Source organism: Streptomyces sp. NPDC048192 (genome assembly GCF_043202415.1).
Classification (GTDB): domain Bacteria; phylum Actinomycetota; class Actinomycetes; order Streptomycetales; family Streptomycetaceae; genus Streptomyces.
This window is the reverse complement of the sequence record NZ_JBIDAL010000003.1, coordinates 160405-172912: the sequence shown is the minus strand read 5'-3', so window position 1 is coordinate 172912 and position 12508 is coordinate 160405. Positions and strand designations below refer to the sequence as shown.

The window sequence follows — 12508 nt, the reverse complement described above, 5'->3', positions numbered from 1 at the left end:
CGGCACCGTCAGTCCCTCAGCTCCAGCACGCCCGAGATGCCCGGCTTGCGGGGCGCGGGCGCGCCGTCCAGCGGGGCGTCGTCGGCTATGCGGCCGTCGAAGAAGCTGATCACGCGGTCGGCGGCGCTCGCGAGCCGGGCGTCGTGCGTGACGAGGACGATGGTCTGGCCGCGCCCGTGGAAGCGGGACAGCAGCCGCATCACCTCGCGCGTGCCCTTGCTGTCCAGGCTGCCGGCGGGCTCGTCGGCCAGCAGCAGCGCGGGATGGTTGACCAGGGCGCGGGCGAGCGCGACCCGCTGCTGTTCGCCGCCGGACAGCTCGCCCGGCATGCTGCGCTCCTTGCCCTCGAGCCCCAGCTCGGCCAGCAGCTCCTCGCGTTCGGCGCGCGCCTTCTTCGGCGGGACGCCGACGAGCAGGGCGGGCAGCTCGACGTTGTCGGCGACGGACAGGTTCGACACCAGGTTGAAGAACTGGAACACGATCCCGATGGCCTTGCGGCGCTCCACCGCCCAGCGTGCCTCGCTGAAGGAGTCCGTGCAGCGCCCGTCCAGCCAGATGCTGCCCTCGTCCGGCCGCTGCAGCCCGCCGAGCAGATGCAGCAGCGTGGACTTGCCGGCGCCCGACGGGCCGGTGATCGCGACGAACTCGCCGCGCGCCACGGACAGGTCGACCCCGCGCACGGCGTGTGCGGGCGCGCCCTCGCCGTGGTGGGTCTTCACCAGGCCCTCGGCCCGCAGCACCGGAACGGTGTCCTCGCTCATTCCAGTTCCTCCTGGCACCGCTCCAGCCAGTCGAGGTCGGCCTGCAGATGCAGCATCGCGCCCTCGATGAGCAGGTGGGCGATGCGGTTGTCCCGGTTCTCGGCCGCGGCCAGTTTCGACAGGTTGCGCATGGTGTTGAGGTACTGGCGCCGCTGCTTGTTGATGAGGGCTATCTGGTCGGCGAGACCGGTCTGCGGGGCGAGGGCGAGCTTCATGAAGAACTCGTCCCGTACCCGCGGCTCGTCCTCGGTCTCCTCGAACCAGGCGTGCAGCGCCTCGCGCCCGGCGTCGGTGAGGTGGTAGACCTTCTTGTTGGGCCGGCTGGACTGCTCGACGTCCTCGCCCTCGATCAGTCCCGACTTCTCGAGGCGGCCGAGGGTGACGTAGATCTGGCCGACGTTGGGCTGAGGGTACGCGGAGCCCAGCAGTTGCTCAAGGTCCTGCTTCAGCTCGTAGCCGTGGGCGGGGCCGCGGGCGAGGAGTGCCAGGAGGGGCAGGCGCACGCGTGCTGTCCTCCTGTCCTCTCACAATGTGCTCCAGGCCCTAGTATCGCCCATACCTAACAGGTATACATGGCCCTGACTCCCGGGCGAGGACGCCCGGAGCCGTGTGTACGTGTTCAGGGAGGAACCTATGCGGTGGATACGCGCCGCCGGTAGGGGTCTCCTCGTACTCGCCGTGATCATGGCGGGGTACGTCGCCTCCGGCGCCCACGCCGACGACGCGGGCGGCGGCGGCCGCGGCCCGCTCACCCTGGCCACCGCCGGTGATCTCACCGGCTATCTCGCCCCGCTGCTCCAGGGCTGGAACCGCACCCACCCCGGCGAGAAGGTCACCCTCGTCGAGCTGCCGGACTCCGCCGACGAGACCCACGCGCAGATGACCACCGATCTGCGCGGCGGCGACCGCGGCCGCTTCGACGTCCTCAACATCGACGTCAACTGGACCTCGGAGTTCGCGGCGACCGGCTGGATCCGCCCCCTGCCGCGCGACCGCTTCCCGCTGAAGAGCTTCCTGCCGCCGGTCGTGGACACGGCCACCTACGACGGCCGCCTCTACGCGGTCCCGTACGTCACGAACGCCGGACTCCTGCTGTACCGCAAGGACATCCTCGCCAAGGAGGGCGTGCCCCCGCCGCGCACCTGGGCCGAGCTGGAGCACGACGCGAAGACCATCGCGCCCAAGTACGGACTCGACGGTTACGCGGGCCAGTTCCTGCCCTACGAAGGCCTCACCGTGAACGCGGCCGAGGCCGTCTACTCGGCGGGCGGCACCATCCTCGGCGGTGAGGGCAAACGGGTCACCGTCGACTCCTCCGCCGCGCGCGAGGGCATCGGCTTCCTCGCCCGCGGCGTGCGCGAGGGCTGGATACCGAAGGCGGCGCTGACCTACAAGGAGGAGGAGTCCAAGCAGGCCTTCCAGGACGGCAGACTGCTCTTCCTGCGCAACTGGCCCTACGCCTACGCCCTCGCCTCCGCCAAGGGCTCCAGGGTCGCCGGGAAGATCGGCGCCGTGCCGATCCCCGGACCCGACGGGCCGGGCACCAGCGTGCTCGGCGGCTCCGACCTCGCCGTCAACTCCCACACCCGGCACCCCGATTCGGCCGCGCGCCTGATCGCCTACCTCACCAGCGCGCCCGTCCAGCGCCAGGTGCTCACCCGGGGCTCGCTGCCGCCCGTGCGCGCCGCGCTCTACGAGGACCCGGCCCTGATCCGGCGCTTCCCCTACCTGCCGACGCTGCGCACCGCCGTGCTCACCGCCCGGCCGCGGCCCAAGAGCCCGCGCTACGACCAGGTCAGCCTGGTGGTGCAGGCGGTGATGCAGGACGCGCTCACCGGGCGCGAGACGCCCGGGCAGGCCGTGCACCGGCTGGCGCGCGAACTCGACGCGATCGCCCGTCGCTGATCCCGCTGCTAGTTACTTGTTAGGTAACGCCCGGATCTCATCTTGGCTCTCGATGCCCCATTGAGTCCGGATTTGTTCCCTCAACTCCCCAGTAGCTTCCGTTCTTTTCATTGACACCCTCGCGACACGGCTACCTAACATGCATGCATAACCGCTGCCCTTCGCAGCTGGCCCTTCGGAAAGACAGGCACAAGGGTTGAACAGGCATCATTGGTGGCGTGACGCGGTGATCTACCAGGTCTACGTCCGCAGCTTCCTCGACAGCACCGGCGACGGCGTCGGCGATCTGGCCGGAGTCCGGGCCGGACTGCCGTACCTGAAGAAACTCGGCGTCGACGGCATCTGGCTGAGCCCGTTCTATCCCTCGCCGCAGCACGACCACGGCTACGACGTGGCCGACTACTGCGACGTCGACCCGCTCTTCGGCGACCTCGCCGAGTTCGACCTGCTGATGGCGGCGGCCCGGCGGCTCGGCATCAAGGTGCTCCTCGACATCGTCCCGAACCACTGCTCCAGCGAGCACCCCTGGTTCCGCGAGGCACTGCGCGGCGCCCCCGGCAGCCCGGCCCGCGCCCGCTTCCACTTCGCCGACGGGCGCGGCCCCGACGGCGCCGAACCGCCCAACAACTGGCACGCCATGTTCGGCGGCCCCGCCTGGACCCGGGCCGCCGACGGCCAGTGGTACCTGCACATGTTCACGCCCGAACAGCCCGACTGGAACTGGCGCAACCCCGAGGTCGCCGACGAGTTCGACCGCGTCCTGCGCTTCTGGCTCGACCGGGGCGTCGACGGCTTCCGCATCGACGTGGCCGCCGGACTGTTCAAGCACCCCGAACTGCCCGACTCCGACGACCCGGAGGCCGACGCCCGCACCCGCGACTCGGTCAACCCGCTCGCCTGGAACCAGCCCGAGGTGCACGGGGTGTGGCGCCGCTGGCGCGCCCTGTGCGAGGAGTACACCGCACGCGACGGCCGCGACCGCCTCCTCGTCGGCGAGGTCTCCGTGCCCACCGCCCGCGAACACGCCCTGTACGTCCGCTCGGACGAACTCCACCAGGCCTTCTTCTTCGACCTGCTCGGCGCCCCCTGGGACGCGGACGCCTTCCGCAAGGTCATCTCCGAGGCCATGCAGGACATCGCCGGCACCGGCTCGACGGTCACCTGGGTCCTCAACAACCACGACCAGGTCCGCACCGTCACCCGCTACGGCGAACCCGCCCCCGAGGGCAGCGGCCTCGGCGCCGCCCGCGCCCGCGCCGCCGCCCTGCTGATGCTGGCGCTGCCCGGCGCCGCGTACATCTACCAGGGCGAGGAACTGGGCCTGCCCGAGGTCGTCGACCTGCCCGACGACGTCCTCACCGACCCGATATTCCGCCGCACCGGCAGCCGCGCCCGGATCCGCGACGGCTGCCGGGTGCCGCTGCCCTGGTCCGGCCAGGCCTCCCCGTTCGGCTTCACCTCCGGAGTCGAGGGGGTCAAGCCCTGGCTGCCGCAGCCCGACTACTTCGCGGAGTACGCCACCGACCGCGCCCTCGCCGACACCCGCTCCTTCTGGCACCTGTACCGCGACGGCCTGCAGCTCAGGCGCACCCTGCCGCAGTTGGGCGAGGGCGCGCTGAGCTGGCTGGACACCCAGCCCGGCGTTCTCGCCTTCACCCGCGGCGACGGCCTGGTCTGCGCCGTCAACTTCGGTACGGCGCCCGTGCCCGCCCCCGTCCCCGGCGCCCCCCTGCTCTCCAGCGGCCCCTGCCCGGCCGGCGTCCTGCCCGGCGCCACGGCCGCCTGGTGGCTCAGCGACCTGTGATCACCCACCTCTCGAAAAGGACATCGACGATGATGCGACGCCGTACCACCCTGCTCACCGGCTGCACAGCCCTCGTCCTCGCCCTCGGCGCCACCGCCTGCGGCGGCGGACCGGTCTCCGCCGGCGGCGGCGACAAGGCGCTCAGCGGCCAGACCGTCACCGTGGCCGGCGTCTGGACCGGCAGCGAGCAGAAGAACTTCCAGAAGGTGCTGGACGCGTTCACCGCGAAGACCGGCGCCAAGACCCAGTTCATCTCCACCGGCGACAACGTCTCCACGGTCGTCGGCAGCAAGATCGAGGGCGGCAACGCGCCCGACGTCGTGATGGTCCCGCAGGTCGGCGTCCTGCAGCAGTTCGCGAAGAAGGGCTGGCTCAAGCCCCTGTCCGCCACCGCCCAGCAGACGATCACCGCCGACTACGCGCCCGTGTGGAAGAAGTACGGCAGCGTCGACGGCACCGTCTACGGCCTGTACTTCAAGGCAGCCCACAAGTCCACCGTCTGGTACAGCCCCGACGCGCTCGCCCAGGCCGGGGTCAAGCCGCCGAAGACGTACGACGAGATGCTCAAGGACGGGCACACCGTCTCCGACTCCGGGCTCGCCGCCTTCGCCGTCGGCGGCGAGGACGGCTGGACCCTCACCGACTGGTTCGAGAACATCTACCTCTCCCAGGCCGGACCCGAGAAGTACGACGCCCTCGCCGCGCACAAGCTGAAGTGGACGGACGCCTCGGTGGTCAAGGCGCTGGAGACCCTCGGCAAGCTGTTCAAGGACAAGCAGCTCGTCGCGGGCGGCCAGAAGGAGGCCCTGAACACCGACTTCCCCGGCTCGGTGGAGAAGGTGTTCGGGCCCAAGCCCGAGGCCGGCATGGTCTACGAGGGCGACTTCGTGGCCGGCGTCGCGCACGACCAGTACGGCAAGACCATCGGCAAGGACGCGAACTTCTTCCCGTTCCCGGCGGTCGGCGGCGGCGCGGCACCGGTCGTCAGCGGCGGTGACGCCGCCGTCGTCCTCAAGGACGGCAAGAACAGCAAGGCCGGCATGAAGCTCCTGGAGTACCTGGCCACCCCGGAGGCCGCGGCCGTCTGGGCCAAGGCGGGCGGCTTCCTCTCCCCGAACAGGAAGCTCGACCTGTCCTCCTACGGCGACGACGTCACCCGCGCCACCGCCAAGTCCCTCATCGCGGCGGGCGACTCGGTCCGCTTCGACATGTCCGACCAGGCCCCGGCGGCCTTCGGCGGCACCAAGGGCGCGGGCGAGTGGAAGCTGCTCCAGGACTTCCTGCGCGACCCGTCCGACCCCAAGGGCACGGCGGCGAAGCTGGAGTCGGCCGCGGCGAAGGCCTACCAGGACTGACCATGGCCGCCACCACTGTGCTGAAACAGCGGGCGGCCGAGCCGGCCGCCGCCGGCGTGGCGCGCGGGCGCCGCGGCCGGCGGCGGGCCCGGCTGATCGCCCTGCTCTTCGTCTTCCCCGCGCTGCTCCTGCTCGGCGCGCTCGTCGTCTACCCGGTGCTGTTCTCCGTCGGCCGCAGCTTCTTCGACGCCTCCGGCACCCGGTTCGTGGGCGGCGGCAACTACGCCGAGATGTTCCGTGACCCGGCGACCCTGAAGGCCATCCGCAACACCACCATCTGGGTGGTCGTGGCCCCGGCCCTGCTGACCGGCCTGGGCCTGATCCTGGCCGTCCTGGTGGAGAAGGTCCGCTGGGCCACCGCCTTCAAGCTGCTGCTCTTCATGCCGATGGCGGTGTCCTTCCTGGCCGCCGGCATCATCTTCCGGCTCGCCTACGACGAGGACCCGAACAAGGGCGTGCTCAACGCGGCCGTGGTCTCCGTCCACGACGCCTTCAAGGGCACCTCGGCCTACCCGACGGCGCGCGGCCGCACCGGCCTGCTGACCCAGGACCGGGACGGCTCCTACCGTACGACCGCCGACGCCGGGCACACGGTGACGCTGCCGATGGTCGGGGTGCTGCCCAAGGACCTGCCCCGGGGCGCCGAGCCCGCCGCGCCGGCCGCCTCGCACCCGGCCGCGCCCGGCGAGCTGCGCGGTGTCGTCTACCTGGACTTCACTCCCGGCGGCGGAGGCAGACAGGGCAAGGTCGACCCGAAGGAGAGCGGCCTTCCCGGCATGAAGGTGCAGGCGGTGCGCGGCGGGCGGACCGTCGCGAGCGCGACCACCGCGGCCGACGGCTCCTTCCGCTTCTCCGGGCTGCGCGCCGGCTCCTACTCGGTGAAACTCCCGGCGTCCAACTTCGCCCAGCCCTACCAGGGCGTCTCCTGGCTCGGGCCGACGCTCGTCACCCCGGCGATCATCGGCGCCTACCTGTGGATCTGGACCGGCTTCGCGATGGTCCTGATCGGCGCCGGCCTGTCGACGCTGCCCCGGGACGCGCTGGAGGCGGCCCGGATGGACGGCGCCAACGAGTGGCAGATCTTCCGCAGGATCACCGTCCCCCTGCTGGCGCCCGTCCTGACGGTCGTCTTCGTCACGCTCGTGATCAACGTGATGAAGGTCTTCGACCTCGTCTACATCATCGCGCCCGGACCGGTGCAGGAGGACGCCACGGTGCTCGCCACCCAGATGTGGCTGGTGTCCTTCGGCGGCGGCAACAACCAGGGCCTGGGCAGCGCCCTCGGCGTGCTCCTGCTGCTGCTGGTGATCCCCGCGATGGTCTTCAACGTCCGGCGTTTCCGAAGGAGTCAGCGATGAGGAGTCAGCGATGAACGCGATCAGGCGGGGCCTGGGCAACGGCCTGGTGCAGGCCTTCCTGGTGGTGATCGGCCTGGTCTGGCTGACCCCGCTGGCCGGACTCTTCCTGTCCTCCCTGCGCTCGGCCCAGGACACGGCGAAGGGCGGCTGGTGGACGGCGTTCGCCAGCCCCGGCCAGCTGTCCTTCGACAACTACTCGGCGCTGCTGAAGAACTCCGGCATGGTGCAGGCCTTCTGGAACACCGTGCTGATCTCGGTGCCGGCCACCGCCCTGGTCGTGATCATCGCCGCGCTCGCCGGATACGCCTTCGCCTGGCTGGACTTCCCGCTGCGGGAACCCCTCTTCCTGCTGGTGGTGGCCCTGCTGGTGGTGCCGGTGCAGATCGGTCTGCTGCCGGTGGCCAAACTCTTCGGCGCGCTGGGCCTGTTCGGCACGATCCCCGGGGTCGTCCTCTTCCACGTCGCCTACGGCCTGCCCTTCGCGGTGTTCCTGCTGCGGAACTACTTCGCGGAGATGCCGAAGGAGATGCTGGAGGCGGCCCGGATGGACGGCGGCAGCGAGTGGCGCATCTTCACCCGGCTCGTGCTGCCGGTGGGCCGGCCCGCGATCGCCTCGCTCGCCATCTTCCAGTTCCTGTGGGTGTGGAACGACATGCTGGTGGCGCTGCTGTTCGCGGACAGCTCCTCGCAGCCGCTGACGGTGGAACTCCAGTCCCAGATCCGGCAGTTCGGCAGCAACATCGACGTGCTGGCGCCGGGCGCCTTCCTGTCCCTGATCGTGCCGGTGGTGGTGTTCTTCGCCTTCCAGCGGCACTTCGTGCAGGGCGTGATGGCGGGCTCGGTCAAGTGACCGGGCCCGCCCGGATCACGCGTACGTCCAGCGCCAGGCGCTGCCGCTGTATGAGCACCTGATCGGGGTGCCGCCCGCGGTCGTGGTCGTCGCCCCGTGGTCGCTGCCGCGGCAGAACTGGCCCGCCTGGTAGCAGTTGCCCGCGTTGGAGACGATCGAGCAGGTGCCGCTGCCGCTGCCGCCGGTGCCGCCACTGCGCACGGTGCCGGAGGCGGCCCTGGTGACGGTGACCGTCGGTCCGGGCGTCCGGACGGTCTTCGTCCGGGTGACCGTCGGTCCGGGCTCCGGCTCGGCGGTCACGGTGGCCGTCGCCGTGACGGTCACGGTGGGCCGGGGCGTCGGCGCCGACGCCTTGGCCGAGCCGCCGGACTGGCCGCAGCCGGCCGCGCCGGCGGCCAGCAGCGCGATACCGGCCGCCCACAGGCGCACCCGCCGGTGCGGGCCCTTGTACGGGTTCACTCTCACCCTCCCCGGGCCGCGCGGGATCAGCCGTGGAAGGTGATGTAGCCGTTGCCGTCCCGGTCGTCGCGGGACTTGGTGTAGGCGTGGGTGTCCGCGTGCGCGCCGGAGGGCTTGTAGAGGTAGATGGTGTCCTTGTCGTTGTTCCAGAGGAAGTTGCAGTTCTGGCGGTAGACGACGTTCTTCGCGTCCGAGTCGGTGCCGTGGCCGCCGCGCAGCTTCACGTAGTCACCGGGCTCGAGGTAGTGGTTGGACGGGAAGGTGAACCGGTTGCCGGCGGCGTCCTTGACGACGTACCCCTTGAGGTTGACGGTCGTGCCGCTCGAGTAGTTCTTGATCGTCAGGTACTCGTCGCGGGTGTTGCCCGTCGAGCAGCTGTTGGAGTCCCGCCCGGGCGCGTCGTACTGGACGCCCTTGATCTTCAGGGCGGAGGAGTACTCGGTGGCCTGGGCCGGGGCCGCCACGACGACGGCGAGCGTTCCGGCCGTGACGGCGGTGGCGAGCGCGAAGCGTATGCGCATGATGAGGTCCCCCCTCAGTGGTGCGGATGCAGCGCATGGAGCTTACACAAAAGTTGACCGGTACATGGAGTTCCGGTGGAGATTGTGTGAAGCGCCTGCGAGGGGGGACCTCAGTGGATCACGGCGACGCCGGCGGATACAGCGACCGCGGCAGCTGCGAGGCCGCCGCCGCGTCCAGCAGCCACAGCGTGCGCGAGCGGCCGTACGCCCCGGCCGCCGGGGCCTGGATCTCGCCCGCACCCGACAGGGCGATGGCCGCCGCCTCCGCCTTGTCCTCACCGGCCGCGAGGAGCCAGACCTCACGGGCCGAGCGGATCGCCGGCAGGGTGAGGGAGATCCGGGTCGGCGGCGGCTTCGGCGCGCCGTGCACGCCGACCACCGTCCGCTCCGTCTCCCGTACGGCCGGCAACTCCGGGAACAGCGAGGCCACATGGGTGTCCGGGCCGACGCCCAGCATCAGCACGTCGAAGGTGGGCACCGCACCGTGGTTCTCCGGGCCGGCCGCCTTCGCCAGCTCCGCCGCGTACGCCTCCGCCGCCGCCTCCACGTCCGTGCCGTACGGACCGTCGGAGGCGGGCATGGCGTGCACGCGCTCCGGGTCCAGGGGCACGGAGTCGAGCAGGGCCTCGCGGGCCTGCGTGACATTGCGCTCGGGGTCGCCCTCGGGCAGATAGCGCTCGTCGCCCCACCACAGGTCCAGGCGCGCCCAGTCGATGGCGTCCCGGGCCGGTGCCGCCGCCAGCGCGGCCAGCAGGCCGTTGCCGTTGCGGCCGCCGGTGAGGACCACGGACGCGGTGCCCCGGGAGGCCTGCGCGTCCACGATCTTCGTGATCAGGCGGGCCGCGGCGGCCTGCGCCATCAGCTCCTTGTCGCGGTGGACGACCAGCTGCGGAGTGCTCACTTCGCCGTCGCCTTCCTCGCCGGTGCCTTCTTCGCGGTCTTGGCTGCCGCCTTCTTCGCCGGGGCCTTGGCCGCCTCCTCCACGGGCTCCGGCTCGGCCACCGGCTCACTCGCCGGAGTGTGCTGTTCCGGAACGGTGTTCAGCCGCTCCACGCCGTAGCGCAGCGCCGACGCGTAGGTGTCGTCCGGGTCGAGCCGGCGCAACTCCTCCGCGATCAGCTCGGCGGTGTCCCGCCGCTTCAGCGCGACCGCGCGGTTCGGCTGGCCCTGGACGGACAGCGTGGCCAGCGTGCCGTCCGCGCGGTCCAGGACGATCGGGCCGCAGGTGGTGTCCATGCGGACCGCGGTGAGCCCCGGACCGGCCGACAGCGACCGCTTCACCGGGACGTCCAGCCGGTCCGCGAGCCACATCGCCAGCAGCTCGCAGCTCGGGTTGAACTCCTCGCCCTCCACCTCGACGGCCTTCACCTCGCACGCCACCTGGTCGAGCGCGGCCGCGAGCATGGAGCGCCACGGGGTGATCCGCGTCCAGGACAGATCGGTGTCGCCGGGCGTGTAGGCCGCGGCGCGGGCGGACAGCTCCCGCACCGGCTGCTCGGCGGCGTAGGTGTCGGTGACCCGGCGCTGGGCGAGCGCGCCCAGCGGGTCCTTCGCCGGATCGAGCGGGGCGTTCACCGGCCACCACACCACCACCGGCGCGTCCGGCAGCAGCAGCGGCAGCACCACCGAGTCGGCGTGGTCGGACACCTCGCCGTACAGCCGCAGCACCACCGTCTCGCCGGTGCCCGCGTCCGCGCCCACCCGCACCTCGGCGTCCAGCCGCGAGGACGTGCGGTCGCGCGGGCTGCGGGAGACCCGCTTGATGACCACCAGCGTGCGCGAGGGGTGCTCGCGCGAGGCGTCGTTGGCGGCCTTCAGGGCGTCGTAGGCGTTCTCCTCGTCGGTGACGATGACGAGGGTCAGCACCATGCCGACGGCGGGCGTGCCGATGGCCCGGCGGCCCCGCACGAGCGCCTTGTTGATGTCGCCGGCGGTGGTGTCGGTCAGATCGATCTTCATGGCCGGCGCCAGCTCCGTCCGTCTCGTGCGAGCATCTCGTCCGCCTCGGCCGGCCCCCAGGTGCCCGACTTGTACTGCGCGGGCCTGCCGTGCTTGTCCCAGTACTCCTCGATCGGGTCGAGGATCTTCCAGGACAGCTCGACCTCCTCCGTGCGCGGGAAGAGGTTGGCGTCGCCCAGCAGCACGTCCAGGATGAGCCGCTCGTACGCCTCCGGGCTGGACTCCGTGAACGACTCGCCGTAGGCGAAGTCCATGGACACGTCCCGGATCTCCATCGAGGTCCCCGGCACCTTGGAGCCGAAGCGGACCGTGACGCCCTCGTCGGGCTGGACGCGGATGACGACCGCGTTCTGGCCCAGCTCCTCGGTCGCCGTGGTGTCGAAGGGGGAGTGCGGGGCCCGCTGGAAGACCACCGCGATCTCGGTGACCCGGCGGCCCAGCCGCTTGCCGGTGCGCAGGTAGAACGGGACGCCCGCCCAGCGGCGGTTGTCGATCTCCAGCTTGATCGCGGCGTAGGTGTCGGTCTTCGACTGCGGGTCGATGCCCTCTTCCTCGAGGTAGCCGATGACCTTCTCGCCGCCCTGCCAGCCGCCCGCGTACTGGCCGCGCACGGTGCTGCGGCCCAGGTCCTGGGGCAGCCGCACCGCGCCGAGGACCTTCTCCTTCTCCGCGGCCAGCGCGTCCGCGCCGAAGGAGGCCGGCTCCTCCATGGCGGTGAGCGCCATCAGCTGCAGCAGGTGGTTCTGGATGACGTCGCGGGCGGCGCCGATGCCGTCGTAGTAGCCTGCCCGGCCGCCGATGCCGATGTCCTCGGCCATGGTGATCTGCACGTGGTCCACGAAGGACCGGTTCCAGACCGGCTCGAACATCGTGTTGGCGAAGCGCAGCGCCAGGATGTTCTGGACGGTCTCCTTGCCGAGGTAGTGGTCGATCCGGAACACCTGCTCCGGCTCGAACACCTCGTGCACGACCTTGTTCAGCTCCTCGGCCGACTTCAGGTCGTGGCCGAACGGCTTCTCGATGACCGCGCGCCGCCAGGAACCGCCCGACTGGTCGGCCAGGCCGTGCTTCTTCAGCTGCTGGATGACCACGGGGAACGAGCTCGGCGGCACCGACAGATAGAAGGCGAAGTTGCCGCCCGTGCCCTGTGCCTTGTCCAGCTCCTCGATGGTGCCGCGCAGCCGCTCGAAGGCCTCGTCGTCGTCGAAGGTGCCCTGGACGAAGCGCATCCCCTGCAGGAGCTGCTGCCAGACCTCCTCACGGAACGGAGTGCGCGAGTGCTCCTTCACCGCGTCGTGCACGACCGCGGCGAAGTCCTCGTGCTCCCAGTCCCGGCGGGCGAAGCCCACCAGCGAGAAACCCGGCGGCAGCAGACCCCGGTTGGCGAGGTCGTACACCGCGGGCATCAGCTTCTTGCGGGACAGATCGCCGGTGACCCCGAAGATGACCAGGCCCGACGGCCCCGCGATGCGCGGGAGCCGTCGGTCGGCCGGGTCACGGAGCGGGTTCGCTCCCGAACCGGAATGGGGTGACAAC

The 12508-nt window shown here is 71.1% G+C and carries 12 protein-coding genes; 5 read left to right on the top strand and 7 right to left on the bottom strand.

From position 1 onward, the window contains the following. Positions 1 to 8: 8 nt before the first annotated feature. Positions 9 to 761: an ABC transporter ATP-binding protein gene (locus ACGFZN_RS06435; protein WP_393857352.1), complete on the bottom strand. Its 753-nt coding sequence runs from the start codon at positions 759 to 761 to the stop codon at positions 9 to 11. After that, entirely contained in the window at positions 758 to 1264 is a 507-nt protein-coding gene (locus ACGFZN_RS06430; RefSeq protein WP_393857351.1) for a PadR family transcriptional regulator, read from the bottom strand. Before ACGFZN_RS06430 ends, ACGFZN_RS06435 begins: the two co-directional genes overlap by 4 nt. 130 nt (positions 1265 to 1394) lie before the next feature. On the opposite strand from ACGFZN_RS06430, the gene ACGFZN_RS06425 reads away from it, so the two are divergent. The 5 genes from ACGFZN_RS06425 (at position 1395) to ACGFZN_RS06405 (ending at position 8033) form a co-directional block, all read left to right on the top strand. Further along, complete coding sequence (locus ACGFZN_RS06425; RefSeq protein WP_393857350.1) at positions 1395 to 2666, top strand: ABC transporter substrate-binding protein; 1272 nt, start codon at positions 1395 to 1397, stop codon at positions 2664 to 2666. Between the two features lie 196 nt (positions 2667 to 2862). Beyond that, complete coding sequence (locus ACGFZN_RS06420) at positions 2863 to 4470, top strand: glycoside hydrolase family 13 protein (RefSeq protein WP_393857349.1); 1608 nt, start codon at positions 2863 to 2865, stop codon at positions 4468 to 4470. Positions 4471 to 4499: 29 nt separating this feature from the next. Then, positions 4500 to 5825 (top strand): ABC transporter substrate-binding protein, encoded by a 1326-nt coding sequence (locus tag ACGFZN_RS06415; protein ID WP_393857348.1) that lies wholly within the window; start codon positions 4500 to 4502, stop codon positions 5823 to 5825. Between the two features lie 2 nt (positions 5826 to 5827). Continuing rightward, positions 5828 to 7183 (top strand): ABC transporter permease subunit, encoded by a 1356-nt coding sequence (locus tag ACGFZN_RS06410; RefSeq protein ID WP_393857347.1) that lies wholly within the window; start codon positions 5828 to 5830, stop codon positions 7181 to 7183. 10 nt (positions 7184 to 7193) lie between these two features. Next, positions 7194 to 8033, top strand: coding sequence for a carbohydrate ABC transporter permease (locus ACGFZN_RS06405; protein ID WP_393857346.1), 840 nt, complete (start codon positions 7194 to 7196; stop codon positions 8031 to 8033). A 15-nt stretch (positions 8034 to 8048) separates the two neighbouring features. Here the strand turns inward: ACGFZN_RS06405 and ACGFZN_RS06400 are convergent, their stop codons facing one another. The 5 genes from ACGFZN_RS06400 to zwf all read right to left on the bottom strand — a co-directional run bounded on the left by ACGFZN_RS06400 (position 8049) and on the right by zwf (position 12507). Further along, complete coding sequence (locus ACGFZN_RS06400; protein WP_393857345.1) at positions 8049 to 8492, bottom strand: hypothetical protein; 444 nt, start codon at positions 8490 to 8492, stop codon at positions 8049 to 8051. Positions 8493 to 8518: 26 nt separating this feature from the next. Continuing rightward, positions 8519 to 9013, bottom strand: a complete 495-nt coding sequence (locus ACGFZN_RS06395; protein ID WP_393857344.1) for a lamin tail domain-containing protein — start codon at positions 9011 to 9013, stop codon at positions 8519 to 8521. Positions 9014 to 9131: 118 nt separating this feature from the next. Then, positions 9132 to 9914 carry a 6-phosphogluconolactonase gene (gene pgl / locus ACGFZN_RS06390; RefSeq protein ID WP_393857343.1) on the bottom strand — a complete coding sequence of 261 codons (783 nt, stop codon included), beginning with the start codon at positions 9912 to 9914 and terminating at the stop codon, positions 9132 to 9134. Further along, positions 9911 to 10972, bottom strand: a complete 1062-nt coding sequence (opcA, locus tag ACGFZN_RS06385) for a glucose-6-phosphate dehydrogenase assembly protein OpcA (protein WP_393857342.1) — start codon at positions 10970 to 10972, stop codon at positions 9911 to 9913. The genes pgl and opcA overlap by 4 nt, the downstream gene beginning before the upstream one ends. Continuing rightward, on the bottom strand, positions 10969 to 12507 hold the full coding sequence (zwf, locus tag ACGFZN_RS06380; RefSeq protein ID WP_393857341.1) for a glucose-6-phosphate dehydrogenase: 1539 nt from the start codon (positions 12505 to 12507) through the stop codon (positions 10969 to 10971). Before zwf ends, opcA begins: the two co-directional genes overlap by 4 nt. Position 12508 lies beyond the last annotated feature (1 nt).

What these genes read in the sequence shown, in the direction of transcription:
- opcA (WP_393857342.1), bottom strand. Translation starts at nt 10,972, where the DNA reads ATGAAGATCGATCTGACCGACACCACCGCCGGCGACATCAACAAGGCG.
- ACGFZN_RS06405 (WP_393857346.1), top strand. Translation starts at nt 7,194, where the DNA reads ATGAACGCGATCAGGCGGGGCCTGGGCAACGGCCTGGTGCAGGCCTTC.
- ACGFZN_RS06410 (WP_393857347.1), top strand. Translation starts at nt 5,828, where the DNA reads ATGGCCGCCACCACTGTGCTGAAACAGCGGGCGGCCGAGCCGGCCGCC.
- ACGFZN_RS06425 (WP_393857350.1), top strand. Translation starts at nt 1,395, where the DNA reads ATGCGGTGGATACGCGCCGCCGGTAGGGGTCTCCTCGTACTCGCCGTG.
- ACGFZN_RS06395 (WP_393857344.1), bottom strand. Translation starts at nt 9,013, where the DNA reads ATGCGCATACGCTTCGCGCTCGCCACCGCCGTCACGGCCGGAACGCTC.
- ACGFZN_RS06435 (WP_393857352.1), bottom strand. Translation starts at nt 761, where the DNA reads ATGAGCGAGGACACCGTTCCGGTGCTGCGGGCCGAGGGCCTGGTGAAG.
- ACGFZN_RS06415 (WP_393857348.1), top strand. Translation starts at nt 4,500, where the DNA reads ATGATGCGACGCCGTACCACCCTGCTCACCGGCTGCACAGCCCTCGTC.